General features: G+C 51.0%; 18 protein-coding genes. 6 read left to right on the plus strand and 12 right to left on the minus strand.

The window, feature by feature from the left end:
• Positions 1-8 precede the first annotated feature (8 nt).
• Together MJ923_RS01085 and MJ923_RS01090 are read right to left on the minus strand one after the other, a co-directional pair.
• Positions 9-2444, minus strand: coding sequence for a nuclease-related domain-containing DEAD/DEAH box helicase (locus tag MJ923_RS01085; RefSeq protein WP_240589534.1), 2436 nt, complete (start codon positions 2442-2444; stop codon positions 9-11).
• Between the two features lie 282 nt (positions 2445-2726).
• The gene (locus MJ923_RS01090; RefSeq protein ID WP_240589535.1) at positions 2727-3020 is read right to left on the minus strand and encodes a hypothetical protein; all 294 of its coding nucleotides are present in this window, start codon (positions 3018-3020) and stop codon (positions 2727-2729) included.
• 344 nt (positions 3021-3364) lie between these two features.
• Between MJ923_RS01090 and MJ923_RS01095 the strand changes: the two genes are divergently transcribed.
• The gene (locus MJ923_RS01095; RefSeq protein WP_240589536.1) at positions 3365-3601 is read left to right on the plus strand and encodes a helix-turn-helix domain-containing protein; all 237 of its coding nucleotides are present in this window, start codon (positions 3365-3367) and stop codon (positions 3599-3601) included.
• A 225-nt stretch (positions 3602-3826) separates the two neighbouring features.
• Here the strand turns inward: MJ923_RS01095 and MJ923_RS01100 are convergent, their stop codons facing one another.
• The 3 genes from MJ923_RS01100 to MJ923_RS01110 form a co-directional block, all read right to left on the minus strand.
• Positions 3827-4714, minus strand: a complete 888-nt coding sequence (locus tag MJ923_RS01100; RefSeq protein WP_240589537.1) for a Tim44 domain-containing protein — start codon at positions 4712-4714, stop codon at positions 3827-3829.
• A 720-nt stretch (positions 4715-5434) separates the two neighbouring features.
• On the minus strand, positions 5435-5806 hold the full coding sequence (locus MJ923_RS01105; protein ID WP_240589538.1) for a hypothetical protein: 372 nt from the start codon (positions 5804-5806) through the stop codon (positions 5435-5437).
• Entirely contained in the window at positions 5803-6126 is a 324-nt protein-coding gene (locus tag MJ923_RS01110; RefSeq protein ID WP_338092207.1) for a monooxygenase, read from the minus strand. Before MJ923_RS01110 ends, MJ923_RS01105 begins: the two co-directional genes overlap by 4 nt.
• Before the next feature lie 129 nt (positions 6127-6255).
• Between MJ923_RS01110 and MJ923_RS01115 the strand changes: the two genes are divergently transcribed.
• Positions 6256-7155 (plus strand): LysR family transcriptional regulator, encoded by a 900-nt coding sequence (locus MJ923_RS01115; protein WP_240589539.1) that lies wholly within the window; start codon positions 6256-6258, stop codon positions 7153-7155.
• A gap of 193 nt (positions 7156-7348) precedes the next feature.
• A complete protein-coding gene (locus MJ923_RS01120; RefSeq protein ID WP_240589540.1) occupies positions 7349-7822 on the plus strand; it encodes a LabA-like NYN domain-containing protein in 474 nt (157 codons plus the stop codon).
• A gap of 191 nt (positions 7823-8013) precedes the next feature.
• On the opposite strand, the gene MJ923_RS01125 is transcribed toward MJ923_RS01120, so the two are convergent.
• From MJ923_RS01125 to MJ923_RS01140, 4 genes are all read right to left on the minus strand, one after another.
• Positions 8014-8484 carry a group I truncated hemoglobin gene (locus MJ923_RS01125; protein ID WP_240589541.1) on the minus strand — a complete coding sequence of 157 codons (471 nt, stop codon included), beginning with the start codon at positions 8482-8484 and terminating at the stop codon, positions 8014-8016.
• The gene (locus tag MJ923_RS01130) at positions 8481-9359 is read right to left on the minus strand and encodes a DUF3034 family protein (protein WP_240589542.1); all 879 of its coding nucleotides are present in this window, start codon (positions 9357-9359) and stop codon (positions 8481-8483) included. Before MJ923_RS01130 ends, MJ923_RS01125 begins: the two co-directional genes overlap by 4 nt.
• A gap of 81 nt (positions 9360-9440) precedes the next feature.
• Positions 9441-11738 (minus strand): bifunctional diguanylate cyclase/phosphodiesterase, encoded by a 2298-nt coding sequence (locus MJ923_RS01135; protein ID WP_240589543.1) that lies wholly within the window; start codon positions 11736-11738, stop codon positions 9441-9443.
• Positions 11728-12381, minus strand: coding sequence for a methylamine utilization protein (locus MJ923_RS01140; RefSeq protein WP_240589544.1), 654 nt, complete (start codon positions 12379-12381; stop codon positions 11728-11730). The genes MJ923_RS01135 and MJ923_RS01140 overlap by 11 nt, the downstream gene beginning before the upstream one ends.
• Before the next feature lie 405 nt (positions 12382-12786).
• Here MJ923_RS01140 and MJ923_RS01145 point away from each other — a divergent pair, with 405 nt between their 5' ends.
• Both MJ923_RS01145 and MJ923_RS01150 read left to right on the plus strand, forming a co-directional pair.
• Complete coding sequence (locus tag MJ923_RS01145; protein WP_240589545.1) at positions 12787-13650, plus strand: transporter substrate-binding domain-containing protein; 864 nt, start codon at positions 12787-12789, stop codon at positions 13648-13650.
• A gap of 307 nt (positions 13651-13957) precedes the next feature.
• Positions 13958-16249: a carboxypeptidase-like regulatory domain-containing protein gene (locus MJ923_RS01150; protein ID WP_240589546.1), complete on the plus strand. Its 2292-nt coding sequence runs from the start codon at positions 13958-13960 to the stop codon at positions 16247-16249.
• 78 nt (positions 16250-16327) lie between these two features.
• On the opposite strand, the gene MJ923_RS01155 is transcribed toward MJ923_RS01150, so the two are convergent.
• The 3 genes from MJ923_RS01155 to MJ923_RS01165 all read right to left on the minus strand — a co-directional run bounded on the left by MJ923_RS01155 (position 16328) and on the right by MJ923_RS01165 (position 19359).
• Entirely contained in the window at positions 16328-17875 is a 1548-nt protein-coding gene (locus MJ923_RS01155; protein WP_240589547.1) for an MFS transporter, read from the minus strand.
• Between the two features lie 259 nt (positions 17876-18134).
• Complete coding sequence (locus tag MJ923_RS01160; protein ID WP_240589548.1) at positions 18135-18713, minus strand: cytochrome P460 family protein; 579 nt, start codon at positions 18711-18713, stop codon at positions 18135-18137.
• Between the two features lies 1 nt (position 18714).
• Entirely contained in the window at positions 18715-19359 is a 645-nt protein-coding gene (locus MJ923_RS01165; protein ID WP_240589549.1) for a cytochrome P460 family protein, read from the minus strand.
• Between the two features lie 75 nt (positions 19360-19434).
• Between MJ923_RS01165 and MJ923_RS01170 the strand changes: the two genes are divergently transcribed.
• Complete coding sequence (locus MJ923_RS01170) at positions 19435-20388, plus strand: AraC family transcriptional regulator (RefSeq protein WP_240589550.1); 954 nt, start codon at positions 19435-19437, stop codon at positions 20386-20388.
• The last annotated feature ends 35 nt before the right edge of the window (positions 20389-20423 follow it).

Consider the following 20423-nt stretch of genomic DNA (forward strand, 5'->3'; position numbering starts at 1 on the left):
GCTTGAATTTATGTTTTTTGAAATAAGGCGGGGGTTACGCCTCGAAAACCCTTTTTGGATTTTGCTAGAATGTTTTCACCCTCCAATTTCAATAAACAATCTTGAAAATAACCATTCCACTTCATTAGTTCAATTTTTCTGAAAATTTCATTTTCTTCTTTTATTTGTTTTTGCAATGGGTTAGTTTCAATAAGTAATATGTTTTCTGATATGAATTCTTCTAACCTAATCAATACATGAATACTTATCAAACAACTAATTAGTCGGCTAGATTTTTTAATTAGCCTTGATAAAGCGGATCTGTCTATTAGTTTTAGCTGATTGAATAAGCTCAATACTAAGGGTAACCCATCAAGATTATTATTTGGTGAGTAACCAAAAGCGTGTGTAAATTCATCGATATCCCGTTCAAATAAGAAATCTCTCTCATTTTCTTTGTGATGGCACGAGAAACAAGACGTTTTACACAAATCCATCCATAACCTTTCAGGAACTAAAGTATTACAACTAGAACAATGTTTTAAATATGAGCAATCAAAATTGTTGTACTCTAGAAGATCAACTTTTAGATCCGAAATATATGTTAAGCTACCTCTACTCTCCGCTCCATATGAAAATACATGGCCGCCTTCACAAAGTTTAAAACAAATTGTCAATATGTTCTTCAGAGCCTCATCTAACCCCAGCAGTAAATAGGCTCGCCACTTTCTACTCCAATACAAATTCAAAGAGGAGTTTACTTCTTTTAAATCTAAATCAGGTTTAATGTTTCTTAGAAGGTTTGATGTCAAATCGATTTTGAGCAAATTCTCTATCCGTTCTGATTCGTTTTTGGCTATATCGTATCCGAGTGTGCCGTATCCATTATGTTTCAATGAATATGCTTCCAAGATCACTATGCATTTACTTGTTGCTCTAGAGTACGAACAGAAATATTCAATATCAGACATTGAATTAGTTGGAAGTATTATAACAATGGGTTTTTCTAAGCCTCTGAAGCGACTAATGTTTTCAACGCTAATAGCTTGAGGGACTAACTCCGAAGGAACTCTCAGCATTGGAGGTGTTAAAACACATATATCTTTGTGATCAATCCCTTCCGCCGTAAGCGAAGCTATGATCTGTTTCAACCCTTCTTCCTGTTTGGTTACTATTATTTCATTTAGAGAGTCATCTTCTAACTCCCTAGGATTTTCAACAATATACTTAGGTCTATTGAATAGTTTCATTCTATTACAGACCTTTTTAGGAACGCGTAGGCTTGTAGCAAGAGTTATCGCGTCTGTACCTAGAGCATTTTCTAAAAACTCTAAACTAACTGGCTCTTCGTACTCAAACGCTTGTGAAACATCACACATTGCAATGATTCTTTTGTTATTAAATGCGTTTACTAGGCTATTCCAGCCCCTTTCTTTAATAACCTGAGATTCATCAACAAGAAGTGAGTCATAATGATCTAGTTTTCCTAGAGCAATAGCAGTCTCTAAATCTTGGTATGCACCAGTATCTAGCCAATCTTTGTCTGAGGTATTGCCCATTGTATGAAGTTTACAGAACTTGTGAAAATGATAGACATCACAGTTCTGAAAGTCTTTAAGTAAAACCTCCAGCTTTTTGGCTAACAGTTTATTGAATGTGAGGATTAATAAGCGATTATATTCATGCACGTTCTTCGACAAAATTCGGGCAATTTGAATAAGAATTATCGTTTTCCCACTTCCAGGCCAGCCATTTAGTAAAAGCCGATTATTGTGCAACCCCATCTCAACACACTCTTTTTGCTGCTCTGTCAGCTTAAGCCATGTTTTGGAGTCATTTTTTATTCTTGAACTCCAGCAAGCCCCATAGTCTGATTTAGGCAAGATGATTTCTAAGATTTTATCAATTAGGTCTGGTGATATGGGTGATGATCTAAATGCGTCTAAATGATACCTCATTATTTTTTGAACTTTCTCTCCCACTGAGTCATTAATATCAATAGTTAGGGTTTTTGGCGCTAAAGAAGAATAGTCAACTAACTCTGGCGGCAGTTCGAAAGGGCTCATTTTTAAATCTGGAAAGTAAAAACCTCTTCCAATTTTTATCTTAACTCCATTGTTTTCTAGAATTCTTTGGAGAGCAAACATACTCCTATCTAGCTGAGAGACTGGGTCAAGTCTATCGCCAGTATTTGTATAGTAGTAACCATTGCGGTCATGAGATATTTTTCCACCTTTAACTTCAACTGCCAAAGCTCCAAGAACAGGGTGTAATATTAGGAAGTCTATTTCACCAATTGGACTTCTTTTGTTTTGTAAGCCTGATACAAATGATGAAAGCCAAGGTATAGAGTGGATCACAGTAAATTTGTCATCTAGCTCATTTTTTAATGTTCTATAAAATAAAGGCTCGGCATACTTACTATCGTTGAATTTTGGCCCAAAGTCTGGAAACATCCTTGCCATATTGCTTTTTTCCTCATTTTCTCATTTATTTTTGGGCAAATTTTTGCAAGATGACATCAATCTCGCACACTACTCTACTTTGATATCCTGGGTAAACTGGCATTTAGGGTAAGAAGAACTGATCTGCATCAGCAAAGTTTGACACAGTCGAGAGTGCGAAACTCACAACTCTTTCGCCAAGCCCAGCTTGGCTTCCAATCTCACCACCCGTTCCGTCTGCGAAACTCACCTTCATCAAAAAATCATTTTAAAACAACATCAAAGCTAACAGCTTGGCTAAGGCTAAACCTTGGCTAAGGTCAAAAAATGCACCCATGCCGGTAGCGTCAAATTGGAGGGGAATCGAAGAGGGTTACTTGAGTGAAAGCCATCCTTGCTGCGCCGTCTTAACGGTGTTGCGTTTCTTCCCTGATCCACATTGTTGTTTTTTGTATTGTTGTTTTTGTACTGCTGTTTTGTGTGCCGCAGTGCTGTGCGCTGTTTTGCGCTGCCCGTGTGGCTTGCGCCATGATTCAGCAACTGCTTAAGCTTGGCTTTGATAATCAAACGCTTATCAGCCAAAAGTACTTCAATCAAAAAGTGGAACCAGCGTACAGTATGGTGTTTTAACAGGCAAGCCTTGGCGGCGGTAAATCACTAAGCTGATAGAGGTCCGGCTGCCCTTGAAGCTGTTGAAGTTGTCAGTTCGTGAAGATTGAACTCAGTTCGACTTCAGCTGCTAAAGGTGTGTGCTAAGGTGTACAAAGTTACACTTTTATCTGTTATAGCTGCCAACTGCATCAATAAGTGTAAGATGCTGCACTTTTTGTGGTAGATGGCTGTGACTCGGATTAAAAGTGTAGATAAGTACACTTTGTTGTTGAAGCTGGCTTATCTCAGCGGTAAGGTGTAGCAAGGTACACTTTTTAGGTTGGCTAATAATGACATCACCACTGAACCAAACCTCGATAGGGCAGTTGGTAAAGTCGCGCCGTAAGCAGGCGGGGTTGACGCAGGATACCGCCGCGCTCTTGTGTGGGGTCACCAAGAAAACGCTCATCCGGGTTGAGAAAGGGGAGGATGTGTATATTTCTACCCTGTTCAAGATTTTGGATGGCCTGGGTGTGCGCCTGGTTGAGCCTGATAAGGGTGATGTTGCCGCTGATGGGTGGTACTAGGCCATGAGTACACTGCAACTGGATATGCGTTTGGGTGACAGCCTGATAGGGGCGCTGACATTCGATACTGACACCGAAGTCTTTACTGTGACCTATTAATTATGGGTGTGTTTGTCATTGAGGCGTTGGGTGTGCTGCGCTCTGGGCTTTAAAAACAAAACCCCGGTCTGTGCCGGGGTTTTGCTTGGTGTTACTGAGTGGCAAAGAGCATGCTAATGCGCGCTTTTATTGCTGGATGCCCACAATCAGCCAGGGGGCGTTGGCTTGTAGCAGGTTACGCTCCAGATGCCAGACTTCCTTGATGTCTTCTTCTATGCCCTCAACGGCGTCGCGGTAGCGGCCGCTGAATTTTACGCTTACTTCGGCAAGCTCGTTGTTGTAGGTGGCACGCACCAGCTCGGCGTCGAGGAACATCACTTCGGTGTGCTGCTCACCCTCGAGTTCACGGCGTTGCTGGCTGAGTTCGTTAAACAGCTCAATCGACACGTATTCCTGAATTTTGTTCAGGTCGCCCTCATTCCAGGCCTGTTGCAGGGTTTTGTAGTGGCCGCGGGCGCCTTCCAAAAAGGCGGCTAAATCGAACCCCGGTGGCAAGTGAAACGGCACTGTGCTCTGGGGCTGGGCAAAACCGCTGTTGCCGCCATGGCCTCCAAAGGCGGCGCCCTCAGACTGCTGACGATAAAGGTTCTGGCCTGGCGCGGCGCTGGCTTGCCCTGCACCTGAGTAGGCCGGTCTTGGCTGCGCCTGTGCTTTGGAGGCCATCAGCATGCGGATGACTTTAAACAGCACGAAGGCCAGCAAGGCGATGATCACTATGTCCATAATCTGGATGTTTTCAAAACCTTCACCCATAAAGAGTGCGGCCAGTAAGCCACCCGCCAGCAGGCCGCCTAGCATACCACCCATCATGCCTTTTTTAGCCACAGGCGCTGCCGTGGCAGGCGCTGCAGTGGTATTGCTCGCCGTGGTATTGGTGGCCGCAGGCTGCGACTGTTCCGTTTTCTGAGTTTTACCGGCAGACTTATTGCTGCCGAATTTCTTGGCTTCCACCATGGGGCTGGTTACCAGGCTGACGGCAAAAAACATCGCCAGCATAATGAATAACTTTTTCATTTATTCCATCTCTATTTTGAACACCGAATGGCAGGCATCATAGCGTCATGTTAGTTCATGTCAATGGTGATAAAAGTCGCATTAATAAGAAGACGCTGAATATTAAAATGTCTGCAGTTTTATTTAAGGTTATTTTAAGTTTTAGCGTGCTCAAACCCGTTAGCTAAAGTGTTGGGTTCGTACTGTGTCTGCTGTTAATTTATCAAGCTTGCAGGTGTTTAATCTGTGCTGGCTTAGAGTGAATATAATGAAATAAATCAAGTATTATCAATGTGATAATCATTCTCTCTGTGTTCTTTATCAGGTTGTTATTCATTGATGGTATCGGATTTTGAATTTTTAATTAGTAATGACCTGTGGCTCGCCAGGCTCTATATCACGTATTGAACCTTTATCGTGCTATTAAGGTGTTATGTATTCACCTTGTGTATCCAGTTGGGTTTATTTTAGTCAGTATTGTGATTATAAAAACGTTTTGTTTGGGTTATTAAATTTAACCTGAATGAATGCTTGGTAAACTAGCCAGAAAAATATAAAGACGCGCCTCAATAATAGGCTGGCAGCAGCGAAATTGAGTGTTTTTTGGCAGGCCACTTGTTTAGGTCTGGCTGCTGTCGCTAGTGTTGAGGCCTGTGGTTTAAAGCGGGGGACGGGGGCACCTTCCCAAAGCGTATCTTGGTGACAGAGATTGCCTGATCTTCTGTCGCCCCCCCCTGAAACTTATTGTCGTTTCAGTTGCATCCAGCTTAAAACCGACATCACCGAGAAGAAGATGGGGTCGCTCCAGCCCATGCCGGTGAAAATACCTGTTACCCCGGCAAAAGTGGTAATAGCAACGCCAATCAGGTTGGTGAACAGCAATCCTTTTATCAGTTGGCTTAGTGGTTTACCCTGCGGAGTATCGCGCATTAACCAACTGATGATGGCAATACCACCCAGGAAAATACTGGTGTGTTGCGATAAAAAGTAAGCGTATTCGTCATTGATCTGCACTCCATATATCGGCCACAACTGGGCGGGCACTACAAAAAGAGCCACCGCAAATACGGCATAGATGATGGCATGTACCGACAGAAAGGTTTTGTTGTTCATACTTTTCTCCTGGCTGGCTCAACCGGAGCAGCATTTATCCTGCTTAAGTCATGGTTAATATCGAAGATGATGCCGCGAACCTCTGCCACTCCCAACGCCTTTAGTCGTTTGCTGTGCATCTCCAGATAGGCTTGTGCTGAGGCTTCATCTTCAAAAAGATAGATGCCGCCACCAAGTTGTTGTGATTCACTTTCGGTCCATATCTTCCATATCATACCGGGTTCATCATTGATTGATTCAGCCAGGCCGACCAGATTAGCCGCCATCTCGGCGCCAAAAGGGCCGCTAAAGTTAAAGTCTACTTGCAGTAATTTCGCCACGATAGGTTCTCCTCGTAAATTTGTTGCCACCAGCGCCTTGGCTCAGTGGTTTACCTCGTCTATGTTATCTTTAAAAATTGAACATAAAAGTTCATAATATCGCCAATAACTGTCAGTAATTTGCACTATATGAGACTAAGAACCACACTGGAACAGTGGCTGACGCTGGCCGAGATTGAACGCGCTGGCAGTATTCAGGCTGCTGCCATCAAGCTCAATAAAAGCCATACGACCCTTATCTATGCGGTAAAGAAGCTGGAGCAGCAGCTTAATGTGCCGTTACTGGCATTGCAGGGACGGAAGGCGGTGCTGACTGAGCAGGGGCGGCTGTTGTTACGCCGTGCCACTCCTATGCTGGAGCAGGCTCAGGCATTGGAAGTCGTCAGCGCCCAGCTGTCTGCTGGCATCGAGTCTCAGTTGACTGTCAGCATTGATCACCTCTGTAACCCCGATTGGCTTTACGAACCCATGGCGGCTTTTTTGGCGCAAAACGCCACGACATCCATTCAGGTTGTAGAGACCTCTCTGTCGAAGACCGCGGATGTTGTTGCTGCAGGGCAAGTGGATATTGCGATTATTAACTTACCGGTGACAAATTATCCCGCTGAAGCATTTGGGGTGACGACTATGGTTCCGGTAGTCTCGGCTGAGCACCCATTGGCCGAGAAGGAACGTCTTGTCATGGCTGATTTGCTCACCAGCTGCCAGATTGTCATCAGAGATCTGGGGGGAGTGGTTGGTGCCGGCAAAGAGCAGAATGTCGGTTGGCTTAAGTCAGGGCAACGCATTACCGTGGATTACTTTGATCAGGCGCTGCGCGCCGTGGTCAAAGGTATGGGTTTTTGCCGGTTACCCAAACATCTGGTCGACGCGAATAATGATGGTGCACTGAAAGTATTGAATATCGACAATGCTGATAGATATCAGGTACCTCTGCATGTGACATTGCCCAAGGCGGAGCTGACAGGGCCTGCGGCCAATCAGTTTTATCGTTTGTTATTGTCTGCTGCCAAAGAACGGCTCAGTTGAGTTGGTTGGACTCACAGGCAGATACATGGCTGATGTGGTGAACTCAGCAGTTCCCCCAAAGCCCGGTTCGTTGAGTGTTAGCGTCAATAGCCGTTTGCACTGTGCTACAGTGCGCAGAGTCTCGCCGCTGACAGCCGAATGCTGAAAGCCTGCTCGTTTTTTTATATGAATCGGCCTGTTATAAGAATCGCCCGTGAAAAAAATCGCCCTGTTTGTCGATGTACAAAACATCTATTACACCTGCCGTGAGGCGTATCAGCGCCAGTTTAACTATCGCAAACTCTGGCAGCAGCTCTGCAGTGAGGGGCAGATAGTCAGCGCTACTGCTTACGCCATTCATCGCGGCGACGATGGCCAGTTAAAGTTTCAGGATGCCCTTAGGCATATCGGCTTTGAGCTTAAGCTTAAGCCCTTTATTCAGCGCAGCGATGGCTCGGCCAAGGGCGATTGGGATGTGGGCATTACCATAGATGTGCTGGAGACAGCGCCCGAGGTGGATTGCGTGATACTGCTGTCTGGCGATGGTGATTTTGCCCTCTTGCTTGACAAGATAAGACAAAAATACGCCGTCGAGGCCGAGGCGTATGGCGTGCCATCGCTGACCGCCAAAGCCCTGATGGAGGCCGCCAGCCGCTTTCATCCCATCGATGAGTCCTTGCTGCTCTAAACTCACGCGCCTGCGTGCATCTGCTTTTCCGCCTTCGCTCTCTGCTTATTCCCCCGCGCTATCCACTTAGCCGCATACGCTGATCTGGGTAGCGGCCTGCGTTCGTCTGCGTCGCCACAGTTGCGCTGGTACTTGCCACTAAAAACCTGACTCTTGCGATATAGAATCTGTCGCAAGCGGCTTAAAAGTGGCTACTGATAGGTCACGTCGCCATACATGGGGGCAAGGCGTTTTAGCAGGGCATTGCGGGTCGATGTCGGAACGTCTGCATCCTTCATGGATTCAATCAAGTGCCCCACCAGGGCATCAAAGTCGGCCTGAGTGATATTCAAACCCCGATGGCTGTCTGCCATATTTTCGCCCTGATAGACACAGCCACCATCGGTAACAGCACACAGATGCTCGATAAGGCGCTCGCGGAATATCGCAATATCCGTTTCGTCGAAGTGCTGCACTATGCGGGGATCCCGTGCGATCCGCTCAAGTAATCCATCGACAATCTGGACGACGCCCACCTCGCCACCGAGGGCCTGATATAGGCTGGGCCGGCTGGTGTGTGTGGCGGGTGCCTGAGTATCGTTAGGCATAGCGCAGCCTGTGAGAGCAAGTGCTGTGCTGAGCGGCAGTATGCTGCGCAATAAACGGCGTAATACATGGCTCATAGCGCGCCCTCCAGCGACAGATACCAGCCTTGCTGATTATCAAAGCCTGCAATGCTGCCCAAATCGGCATAGGCGGTGACCACCGACAGATGTTTATTGATAAACCAGGCTAAAAACACATCCTGCCAATCATCTTCACGGGCAAATCCCAGTTCATTCTGTTTTTGGCGATATTCAATCCCCAGCGCCAGATTGTCGGTGAGGAGCAGCGCCGCTGAGGCTTCCAGCATAAGGTGGTAATCGTTACTGGCCTCAGTGCCAAACCCCAGCAGCCCGGTTTGGTTGGCCTTTGTTGCACGCACTGTGCCGTTGATAAGAATGTTTCGCCCCGCGACCACATCAAAAAAGACTTTACTGGCGGCAAGGTAAACATCAATGCCCCAGTCACTGCGGGCGCCAACTGCCTGAGGAAGGGTAAAGTCAGCCACTTTTTTATACTGGGCGCCCAGGGTAATTTGTGGCATGGCGGTATATAACAGCTCGCCGGCAAGTTTGTATTTTACCCCCAGAATATCCTGGCCAAGCTCGCCGCCCAGGGTGTCCAAATCAAAGGTTTGCCTTGCGACACTCAGCTCAAACCGATTGTCATAGCTGACGGAGGCGCCCATTACTTTCAGCGTAAAATCATCCACATAAACGCCGGTTGCCATGGCGGTAGCCGACCACTCTTCGCTGCTGCCATAACCATTGAGCACGGCCCAGGGCACTATGCCACCACCGGCACTGCCTTCAATCATAGAGGCGCCGCCAGTGGCAATCACGCGGCTGCCTTCAGCCATGGCAGGCGCAACGGCCCCTATCCCAAGCGGGCACAGCAGGCAAAGCAGTGCCCTGATATAGCGCCGGGCCGATAAGCTCAACTTCATTGTGTTCATGGGTATACTCACTCAATACGCGATTAGCTTGCATTCGAAGGCGAATACCGTGTTTAACGCCGTCAGGCGCAAACGCTCAAGTTACTTACCTGCAGGATGAAAAGCGTCAAACCACAGATCAAATTCAGCCGCTTTCAAGGGCTTGGAAAATACGTAGCCCTGGATGATGTCGCAGTTAAGCTTGCGAAGCATATCAACCCCTGCCTCATCTTCGACGCCCTCGGCCACCACGCTGAAACCCAGGCCGTGGATCAGCTGAATACTGGTATTGACTATCATGGCGTCCTGGCTGTTGCTGTGGATATGTTGGATGAAGCTGCGGTCAATTTTGACTTCATCGACGGGCAACATTTTCAAATATGCCAACGATGAATGCCCGGTACCAAAATCATCAATAGCAACCGACACACCCATGTCGCGGAATTGCTGCAATACACCCACCACGGTTTGCGCGTCTGTCATCACAGCGCCTTCGGTGACTTCAATACAGAGCGCGCCGCTTGGCAGATGATTGTCTTTTAAGAGGGTGGAAATCTGGTTTGGCAAGCGGGTATCACTCAAATCATGGGCCGAGAGGTTAATGGCTAATTTCAGCGCCACCCCCCGCTGCTGCCATGCAACCAACTGCTTGATGGCTTGCTTCAATACCCATTGGCTGACGATATCTATGTTCCCCGAGTTTTCGGCGAGCTGAATAAATTCATCCGGGGGAATAAAACCCAGGGTTGGGTGTTGCCAACGAATTAATGCCTCGGCGCCAACACATTGATTGAGGTGCAGATTAACCTTGGGCTGAAACACCAGATAGAGTTGGTCCCGGGCTAAGCCCAAGGGTAAATCACGGATAAGCGTGAGTTCACGTTGATACTTTTCATCGTCGCCCTCTCGATAACTGGCAATACGCTGCGCGTGCAGGCATGCCTGATTAAGGGCGATTTCTGCGCGGCGCATTAACACGTCTATGTCGGTGCCATTGCCATCGATTTCGAGCAGTCCGGCGCGGACCGTGAGGGAGATATTGGACCCCTGAACAGGAAAGGGCGCCTCCAGCATATCCAGCGACTTCTGCAAATGTTCGTGCGAAATACTCTGGCGGTAAAGGAGTAAAAACGAATCGCCGTCCAATCGGGCAAGTAAATCCGGTGTCGGCGCCAACTGCTCCAGACGGCGGGCAAACAGCAGCAATAAGGCATCGGCGTTGGCAAAACCAATAATGTCGTTGATATGACGAAAATGCTTGATATCCAACAATACGATAGCGCCGGACAGCTGTTGGCTGAGCTCGGTTAAATGCTGTTTTGCCGCAAATCGGTTAAGCAGGCCGGTTAAACCATCGTGGCGTGACTGGTACAGCAAATCCTTTTCGCGCGCTTCAATATCATCGCGCATCAAGGACAAGCTTTTGGCCAACACCCGCAATTCCGCTGGGGCACCCTGAATGCTTTCCGGCTGCTTACCCTGACCAATTTGACGGGCATACAGCACCAGGCGATGAACCGGCTCAGTCAAACTGCCCGACAACCAAATGGCCACAGCAATCGCCAGCGCCAGGGTCAGGGCAAAGATAGCGAGCATGTTATTGCGCAGCTGCTGATAACTTTGCTGCCACTTTAGGTTTGACTGATGCAGCAGCACCAACTGCTTGCCATTGTGCTCATAGAGCTTGATTGCCATGGATAAATGGTCTGCAGGAACTGTTTCGCTGGGGTTCTTCAACAGGCTGGAGAATTGGTTTGCCTGTGCAATCACTGTCTGTTTTTCGCTGCCGGATAAGGTTGAGGCGATTTCAATCCGGCCCTTGGTCTGGTTAACAAAGCTCACATCAATCCCTGTGATGGCTTTGGCTTGGCTGGCCACCTTCTCATCCAACAGAAAACCCATGCCAACCCAGGCTATCAGGGTAGGGGCTTTCACTGGCTGCAGCACAAACTGGTAACTGGCATGGTCAAAATCGAGCACCGCCAGCGCATTGGTACTGCTGGCGGTGAGTTCGAAAAGCGACTGGATATCATCCTGTGTCAGACCCGGCAGGCTTGAGGTTAACAGTTCTCCCTTGGGTGACAATAAGACGGCCGCATCAGCCCCGATACGGGCACCATGATTGGACAATACCGACTCAATGGTTTCTTGCTCTCTTGTTGCAATGGCACGCTTAAAGCCAAAGTCGGCACTGAGCACCGACAGGCTTTGACTGAGCTGAATACCGCGATTGGACAGCACTTCACGAAACACATTTGCGCCGATTTCAAGGCTCTTTTGTTGCTGTAAAAAGTTATCTCTCTGGGTTGCCGTCAGCACCGAAAATGCCGTGGCAAACTGCACCAAAGTCAGCACTGTAAAGAAAACCAGAATCAGCCGGGCACGAAAGCTATTTAACATCGAATTGCCCAAATCCCGATGGCGGGGCAGAAGGTTTAGCCTGACGTTCGATATCCATTGCCAGCGTGAGCGTCTGTGCCGCTGTGGTTACGCTGAGCTCGCTCGGCTTAGTAACCTCTTTCTGCCATGGATGCCAGAGTTTGATGCGGTATTGGCCGGGGGACACATTGGCAAAGTGGACTTCTCCATTTTCGTCGGTCACGGCCACCATGGGGCTGTCAGCAACATAAATAAAGGCCTGCATATAGTCGTGAATATTGCAGCCGAGTGCGACCAGACCGGGTTTATCGAACAGGATTGGGGCTTCGGCCTTGCCCACATACAGTTTGAGCTCAAACGGCTTGGCCTCAGAGAAGGAATACACATGGTGGCGGGTACGATCCAGATTGGGAAAATCGACCAGCGAGCCTTTGACAACAGCCAGCACAAAGGGGGTGAAGGTTCGATTTTTCTGCGACATTTCATAATGTTCGCCAGCTGCTGTGGCGGGTATCGCATCTGAAATCAGTTCTACCGCCGCATCGGCTATGGCCAGCTGCGCTGGGTCCACCACGCGAAAATGAAGGTCAGCGGCCAGGGATGGCGGCGTAAAACACACGGCAACGCTGAGTAAAAACATACACACAACGCGATTTAAAATCATCGGTTACCCCAAGCGAGCTGTTGCTGTCGGCGTGTCGCAGGACACAGGAATACTCTATTCATACGACATCAGTATAGGGTTTGGATCTCTGTGGTGTCGCAAATCCGGCATTTATCAAAAATGCCGTTCAAACAAAGCGCTGCTGAGCATAGTAGTAACTATATCCCCACTGTCGCGAACTTGCCTGCCGGGGCGGCAATCAGTGTGGCAGGCAGGCTTTGGTTGGCGCTGTATCTGACTATTCCGATGCCTTTGCCGATATGGCTGGCTATTTAGCTTACGATGCCGCTTTGCATCCCGCTGCCTTTAGGCCGCGAAGCGGCACCTTCTACTATACTTAGCGCTGTCTGTGTTTTTCCTTCAGCCCTTGGTTCAGGACTGGTCATAGCCACTATGGGGGCCTTGATGATGCGGTTACTTAAAAGCGTGTTGCTGAGCGTGGCCTTGCTGTTGATATCAATGGCGACTCAAGCCAAAGAGCAGGTGATTTGGGTGTTGGAGCGCTTTGAACCCTATTACATCCTCGATGGGGAGTATCAGGGGCAAGGGATTGCAGACAGGCTCATCAAATTGTTCCAACAGGCTCTGCCCGAATACGATCATACCACCGAATATATGCCGATTCTGCGCATTCGCACGGCGCTGAAAACCGGTCAGCACGTGGTGTGTATCTCATTTCTTAAAGACACCAGTCTCGCCGACTATGTGCAATACAGTGGCGTTACCATGTTGGTGCCGCCGCTTGAGCTGACAGTTCGTCGTGAGGATTGGGAATCCAAATGGCACAGCGCCCCGCAGCTGAGTTTGGCGCAGCTAATGGAGCAGGGTGGCAAGATTGGTGTTGCCGATGGCCGAAACTATGGCAAGGCCTTTGATGTGCTGCTTCAGGACAAGGCGCGATTTGCCGAGGGAACCTATTCCCGGGTCGGAGAACACTACGCCGGGCTTGCCAAAATGGTCAGCTTGCACCGCATCGATGCCACCATCGGCTACCGCGCCGAACTGGCTTATGCCCAAAAGCTGGACCCTAAGCTTGAGCCCCTGATAAGCGTTGGGGCCACCGAAAATACCGAGTTTTTATTTGCTTATGCAGTGATGCCAAAAGGGGACTGGGGCAACAGCTTTCGCGCCCGTATTGATGAAGCGCTGCTCCGTTTGAGAGACACCCCCGAATATCGTCATGCCATGACCGATTGGTTTGGTGACACGCCTCGATGGGAAGCCGAATATCAACAGCGGGTGCTGAGCGGCGCGATGGATCCCCAGTAATCGAGTGGCGCCATGGATCCCCAGTAATCAGCAGCCACAGCGGTTGCCAAGCTCAAGGTCTGCGGCAGTTTTGGTTAGTCGTTGCCGAATTGGCTGTCAGGACCAGATCCTGGCAACACCCGCAGCCATATGTACGAAAGTGTTAGTGTCTAACCCTTAAGTGGCAATCCCGCCGATGTCGACTACCCTTATTCGTTCTCCTTGACCAAGGCAGGAGGGGTTGTTGTGGCAGGATGCGTTCGCGAAACTCTGACCTGCATTCGTCTGGTTAGCAGGAGCTTCTTCAAAGACGAAAAGGGAAATCAGTATGCAAGTCAAATCACTCTCCACGGCATGGGGGCTGGGTGCGCTGGCGGTTTGCTCCGGCCTCACATTCAGCGGCGCTGCGCTTGCCGAGCAAATCAAAATCCAGAATGTGCACTTTGATGCCGACACTAATCAGCTGTTGGTGAAAGCCAAAATCGATGGTCATCACCACAGGCAGGACAGCGCCGGTGACGCCTATATCGAGATTGTGGATGCGGCCAATCCGGGCTTTGTATTAAGTGCCTTTCAAACCCCAAAGCAAATCCACAGTAAAATCGATGCCGCGAGCCTCGCGTTTCTGCCGTGCCAGGTCGGCATAGTGGTTAATGGCGATATGGCCAATATGGCGGTTGCCGATGTGAAAAATGTGCCCGCCAGTTGTGGCGGTTTTGCGGCCACCATCACCGGCTTGGTGACCGACGAGCCTATTCCTTATGCCACAGTGTCTGTCACCCTCAATGGCAACACCTTTACCACGGTGGCGGATGAAAACGGCGCCTACAGCCTGGATGTGCTCACCACCAACATTGAGCAGCTGCTGCTGATTGAGTCGTCGGCCACCAATAGCGAGACCGGCGACAGCATCGACTTTGTCAATCTGGTGGGCAGCTTTTCCAGGGTGCTCAGTGAAGATGACCCCATCAATGTGACTAACCTGACCACGGCCAAATACAGCCTGGTGCTTGAGGCCAATGGCGGCGAGCAACCGGCCACGCTGGCGGAACTGGAACAGGCCGAAACCGCAGTGGACGCCACCGAGCTGTTTCAGCTGGCGGCCATTATCAAGTTGATAGTGGATGACCCCAATTATCAGCTGCCGGATGGCTTTGACAGTATCCTCAGCTTTATAGCTGACGACGCCGCAGTAGAGACCTTTGTCGCCAGTACGCCACCTGAGACGCTGGAGCAGGCGCTTGCGGATATTCTGGCCGACAGCAATCTGGTGGCAGGCTTCAGCGCTGCCGATGTGCCCAGCCTCTATTACGCCATCAGCACCACCAGTCCGGGCTTTATGGCCCGAAACGGCGCGGCGCTGGAATTTGATAATGTCACTATGACGGGCACAGATCTCAGGTTTCAGCAGTGGAACGGGCAGGCCATCAACGAGAGTTTTAACTGGCAGATAGCGAATGGCCGCATCGAGGCGAACTACCCCAATGCGACTGTGACCGAGGAGCTGACCGACAGTATCGAATATGTGACCGACGACCCGGCAGAAATCGCCGCATACTATGCCGGGGGCGGCGTGACAGATCTGTTTGTGACCCGTCGCAGCCTGATCCAGCGGGCCTACACCCGAGTGGTGGATGGCAGCCTGGTGGATCTGGTGTCGGTGGAGTCCCGCAGTGAGATTAACACCCCACCGATTTTGCTTAACGATGGCAGCACCCTCACCATAGCTCAGCCGAAACTGCTGCTGGAAACTGCGACCCAAAACTTCCGGGCCAACTACGATATCGACAATATTCCCTTCGTTACCGGCTGCAGCTCGGGTGATACCTGCCTGGCTGGGCTTTGGGGCGGGCAATACCATTATTCTGAAGGATTAAGGGTCTACGACGACTATCTGTTCCCCCATACTGCCTACGCCGATGCGCTGCAGTTTGCTGCCAACGGCACAGTAACGGGCAAGCACTCCAACGTGAGCGCCAATTGGCAGGTGGATGGGGCAGGACGGCTGGTGATCAGTTACGCCGATGGCATGACCCAGACCAGCCAAATCCTCGATAAGCTCGGCATTGAGTTGGGGGTATTTTCGGTATTTGAGCACGGCGGTCAGCGCTTTGCCGTGTATGACATCTGGGTGAAGGGCGATGCCAGCCTGCAACTGGGGGCGGCCGAGTTGCAGCCCAGTTCACCCAGCCGTTTCTGGGTGGGGGAAATCAACAGCTGGCTGCCGGGCTCGGTGGATGCCATGGGGCTGCTCAGTTACGAGCGTCTGTGGGGCTGGCAGTTCAATGGCGCTGAAGTGCAAAACACCTTTGCCAGTGGCGATTGGAGCGCGCCGGATGCAAATGGCCTCAGCAGTATTCCCTTCGTTCAGGCCGCATCTGTGCCCTATCAGGTAGAAACTGACTATGTGAGAATCGATCGCTTACCCTTTGCGCGGCGCTACTGGTACCCGATTAACAGCCAGATGATTGACGGTGAGCGGGTGTTTTATGTGGTGGAGCGTGAGGAGCGGGATGGCGAGGTCTATGGTCGTGCCCCCGGCTATCGCACCTTTATTCCCGCCCGTATCAACATAGAGCGTGAGCGGGATATGGCGGATTACACCAACGTGGCCCGTTGAGTCTTAAGCCAATAAAAAAACCTCGCTGCGGCGAGGTTTTTTATTGGTGGCAGGAGTCGGGCGGTTAGCCTTTGGGGCTCAGCGTCCCGGCCTTGTCGGCGTCGGGCTCAGCGTCCCGGCTTTCTCGGCGCCGGGCTCAGCTTCAGGGGCTTTATCCTGTGCGGCTTCGGCCGAGTGCGCTTGTTCAGTGACAAAGTCCTGCGCTTCGATAAAGCCGTTGCTGTTGTCGTCGCTGCTGTTATCGCGATCACTTTCATCGCGACTGTCATGGCCACTGTCTTGGTCGTCATCGCCATCATAGTCGTCGGCGCTGTTATCAGTGCTGTCGTCAGTGTCGGCCTGGCTGTCGGCATCTGCGCTAGCGTCGCTGTTTGGGGTCATCTGTTCCTGCACAGATTCAATATCTACCCGCGGATCGAGGGCGGCGGCGAGCGGCGAGGATACCAGGTCGCCCGTGGCCATAATGTAGTCGTCGGTGGAGGGCACTTCGGCTTTCTGGCGGGCGCTGATGTAATTCAGCCCGGCAAACAGCACCAGGGTACAGGCAGACATAAAGCCATAGAGCATACTGTTGCCAAACCACTGCATCAGGGTTGAGGCGATTAAAGGGCCGATACAGGCGCCAAGGCCGAAGGTCAGCAGAATGGTGGCCGACAAGCCCACACGCTCGTATTGTTCTACCCGCGAGTTGGCGAGCGCCGTGGCCAGCGGATACAGGGTAAAGCCGAGAATACCGAACAGGAAGGTCATCACCAGCGCCAGCGTGGGCTGGTAAGGGGTGATGGCAATGCCGAGGGTGAGTACGCCCAGCAGCAGGCAGTTGCTGCGAATAAGGCGACTGCGGGACATCTTATCCGACAGCTTGCCCATGGGCCACTGGGCCAGCAGGCCTGCGGCTATGGTGGCGGTCATAAAGGTAGCCACCTGCTGAGGGTCCAGTCCAAGGTTACTGGCGTAGGCGGGCGCCAGGCCGTAAAAAGAGCCCACAATCATGCTGCCGATGGCAACTGTGGTCAGCGCCTGGGGCGCCTTTTTAAAGTAGTGAGTCACGTTCAGCGGCGCAGGCACCAAAGGCGCCGGGTGAATGCGGCGGGTGATGGCAATGGGCACAATACACAGGGCAAAACAGATGGCGATTAGCAGCAGGGGCTCAAGGCCCAGATCCGGGTAGAGGCTGATGGCGCCCTGACCTAAAATCAGCGCCAGATAGGAGACAATCATATAGCTTGCGAATACGGCGCCGCGCTGGCTGTTGTCGGCCTGCTCGTTCAGCCAACTTTCCAGCACCATGTACTGGCACATCATACCAAGGCCGACCAAGAGGCGCAGCACTATCCAAATCGACAGGTCGTCAACCAGCGCATGCCCAAGCGCCGAGGCGGTGACTATCCCGGCACTGGCTACAAAGGCGCGGATATGGCCAACCCGGGCAATGAGTTTGTGGCCAATTTTGGAGCCCGCCACCAGACCGGCGTAATAGGCCGACATCATGGCGCCAATCCAAATCTGGGGCACAGCCATGGCCGAAAGCTTAAGGCCCAAATAGGTGGTCAACAGACCCCCGGCAAGAACCGTCAACAGGGTGGTACTGTACAGCGACGCGAAGGTGCGCAGGGGATTGGTCATCTACCACTCCTTGTGAGAATGCCTGGCAGAGTATAACAAGGATGCCGCATTAGCCGGTTGGAATTTATACCAAAAGCGGAGCTGCCTCACCCAATGGCGCAGGCAGTTTTAAGCAGCTTTGGCTGGCAATTATGCCATAGTCGGATGACAACTTTTTACTGCATTTGCCAGTTTGGCGCTGGCGATTGCGGCTGAAATCACTGCCAGCAAACCATGAAAAAGGCCGGATTGACCGGCCTTGTAATAGCGAGTGCTTGTCTCAGCGCGCCATCAGGCTCGGATAAGCCTGCAGGTAAATCCAATCGGTATCCTTGGCGGGTTGATGGCAGCCCAGGCAAGACTCCTTGTAGTTGCCTCCCACATTGGTGTTAGTGTCACCGGGTTTGAACAGCGCCCAGCCCCAGCCGTCACCCCAGGCAGGATTGCCAGCAAAGCGGTTTTGGCTGTCTTTGACCATCACAAACCATTGCTTTACCCCGGCCTTGCTGTAGCTGACATTGTCGCCGGTGGTGAAGTTACCCGACTCGGCGCCCCTGAGCTCTTTTACCAATACAGCGCCCTCAGGAAACTTGCCATCACGGCGAAAGGCTCTGACCGACTCTGTGTCGGCATAAACATCGTGAAAGCCACTGGCATCGCCGCCGGGAACATACCAAGAGCCCAGATGAGTCATGGTCAGCCTGAAATCATCCGGCAGTCTAATGTTACCTTTGGCATCGACTACCTCGCTCAAACCAGTGCCCTGATGGTCAGTTGCCTGCACTGTTGGTGTCAGACCGAACAGCACGGCTCCCGCCAGTGACGCTATAGAGATAAAAGATATCAAGGTGTTACGCATATTATTGTCCTCCGCTAGCGGCCTTGGGCTCCTGATAGTGATTATTCAGCTCATCAGCAAAACCGCCGCTGGCCGCCTTGCCGCTACCCTTACCCTGGCTCAGTACCGGATAAAACTGGGTGAACACAAAGTCGTCGGCGGCAGACGTTTGATGGCAAGCGTTACAGGCAGTGGCGGGAAAGGGCTTTGCGCTTTTGCTCAGACGCTTGTGATCGGGGCTTGAAAAACTGAAATAGGCCCAGTTTCCCGGTTCGTTGGGGAAATGCTTCTTGCTTTTTATGGTGGCTTCCAGCCCCAGAAACTCACCCTGAAAATAGCCGTTACCACTGACGGCTGCCTTGCTGCCAACGCTTACCAACTCTTTGATTAATATGGTTCCATCACGGAAGGTGCCGGTTTTTTTCCAGTGGGCCCAGCTGCCGGGATCTATGTAGACGTTATGGTGTTCAGGAAAGGCAGCCTTGCCGTTATTCATGTCGTTGGGGGTAACAGGGGTGCCCACATAGACCCATTCGCGGTAACCCGTGGGCCGCAATAGCTCTCCTTTATCAAAGGAATAATAGTCACCGGCCAATGCCGCAGTGGTGCCCAATGGCATTGCCAGCAAGAGTGCAATTAGTTTTATGCTTGTTTTTTTTGCCTTCATGGTGCGTTCTCCTTGGTTATTGTTGTACCTTGCATACTTGTACGAAAAATATGCTACGCGCACAGAGGAATCGCCTTGGTATCCCAGCCAATCAAAAAATACGCTCAAACGCGCATTGATGACGCCAGTCACTTTGATTTGCTTGATGATTTGATGCAGACCCTGAGGTTTCGTGGCAGTGTCTTTTTCCAGTCGTCATTGGCATCGCCCTGGGGCATAGCCCTGCCAGCGATGACGATGCCGAGGTTTCATGTCGCCCTTGAGGGTGAGTTTGTCGTGGGCAGTGGCGATAGCCAATTGCAGGTGCCCAAGATGCACATTGCCATGCTGCCGCTGGGCCACAGCCACTGGATTGCCGACAAACCCGGCAGGATGCTGGTGGATGCAGATAAAGCCGCGGCGGCCTGTCAATTGCAGCCACTGTTTCAGGAGGGGCCAATCAGCCACAGGATCCTCTGCGGCATGGTGGAATACGAGCATGCGCTGTCCCATCCGATGATCACCGCATTGCCGCAGCTGTTACTGCTGGGGGAATTTGCCGCCGATACCAATCTGTGGCTGACGGTTGAGCTGATAGCCAAGGAAATACAGCAGAGCCATTCGCTGCAAAGCCCGGTTATCGACAGGCTCACTGAGGTGCTGTTTATCCTGCTGATGAAAGCCTATCTGGCGCGCCAGCCCGATATGGGCGGATTTTTCGGTGCTTTGAAAGACCCTCGTCTGATGCGGGTACTGACCGCCATTCACCGTATGCCAGCCCACACCTGGACGCTGGCGTGGCTGGCAGAAGAGGGCAATATGTCGGTGGCAACCCTGGTGAGGCGCTTCAATGCCGAGCTTGGTATGTCGCCGGTGCAGTATCTGGCCGAGTGGCGGCTGACCAAGGCATATCAACTGGTGAAGCATTCATCCCAGAATCTGGAGCAGATAGCCGATGCCGTGGGTTTTTCCGGGGCCAAGAGTCTTGGCCGGGCTTTTTTGCGCCGCTTCGGGCTGCCGCCGGGGAAGCTGCGGCAGCAGGCTCAATGACTGGAATAGCGGCATTTTTGCTTTGGATGACCAAG

The organism is Shewanella zhuhaiensis (assembly GCF_022484835.1).
Lineage (GTDB): Bacteria > Pseudomonadota > Gammaproteobacteria > Enterobacterales > Shewanellaceae > Shewanella > Shewanella khirikhana.

Excerpts from the sequence above, each read along its gene's own strand:
- MJ923_RS01165 (WP_240589549.1), bottom strand. The coding sequence starts at position 19,359 with ATGAAGGCAAAAAAAACAAGCATAAAACTAATTGCACTCTTGCTGGCA.
- MJ923_RS01085 (WP_240589534.1), bottom strand. The coding sequence starts at position 2,444 with ATGGCAAGGATGTTTCCAGACTTTGGGCCAAAATTCAACGATAGTAAG.
- MJ923_RS01130 (WP_240589542.1), bottom strand. The coding sequence starts at position 9,359 with ATGAACACAATGAAGTTGAGCTTATCGGCCCGGCGCTATATCAGGGCA.
- MJ923_RS01155 (WP_240589547.1), bottom strand. The coding sequence starts at position 17,875 with ATGACCAATCCCCTGCGCACCTTCGCGTCGCTGTACAGTACCACCCTG.
- MJ923_RS01160 (WP_240589548.1), bottom strand. The coding sequence starts at position 18,713 with ATGCGTAACACCTTGATATCTTTTATCTCTATAGCGTCACTGGCGGGA.
- MJ923_RS01115 (WP_240589539.1), top strand. The coding sequence starts at position 6,256 with ATGAGACTAAGAACCACACTGGAACAGTGGCTGACGCTGGCCGAGATT.
- MJ923_RS01150 (WP_240589546.1), top strand. The coding sequence starts at position 13,958 with ATGCAAGTCAAATCACTCTCCACGGCATGGGGGCTGGGTGCGCTGGCG.
- MJ923_RS01145 (WP_240589545.1), top strand. The coding sequence starts at position 12,787 with ATGATGCGGTTACTTAAAAGCGTGTTGCTGAGCGTGGCCTTGCTGTTG.
- MJ923_RS01135 (WP_240589543.1), bottom strand. The coding sequence starts at position 11,738 with ATGTTAAATAGCTTTCGTGCCCGGCTGATTCTGGTTTTCTTTACAGTG.
- MJ923_RS01095 (WP_240589536.1), top strand. The coding sequence starts at position 3,365 with ATGACATCACCACTGAACCAAACCTCGATAGGGCAGTTGGTAAAGTCG.
- MJ923_RS01140 (WP_240589544.1), bottom strand. The coding sequence starts at position 12,381 with ATGATTTTAAATCGCGTTGTGTGTATGTTTTTACTCAGCGTTGCCGTG.
- MJ923_RS01125 (WP_240589541.1), bottom strand. The coding sequence starts at position 8,484 with ATGAGCCATGTATTACGCCGTTTATTGCGCAGCATACTGCCGCTCAGC.
- MJ923_RS01105 (WP_240589538.1), bottom strand. The coding sequence starts at position 5,806 with ATGAACAACAAAACCTTTCTGTCGGTACATGCCATCATCTATGCCGTA.
- MJ923_RS01100 (WP_240589537.1), bottom strand. The coding sequence starts at position 4,714 with ATGAAAAAGTTATTCATTATGCTGGCGATGTTTTTTGCCGTCAGCCTG.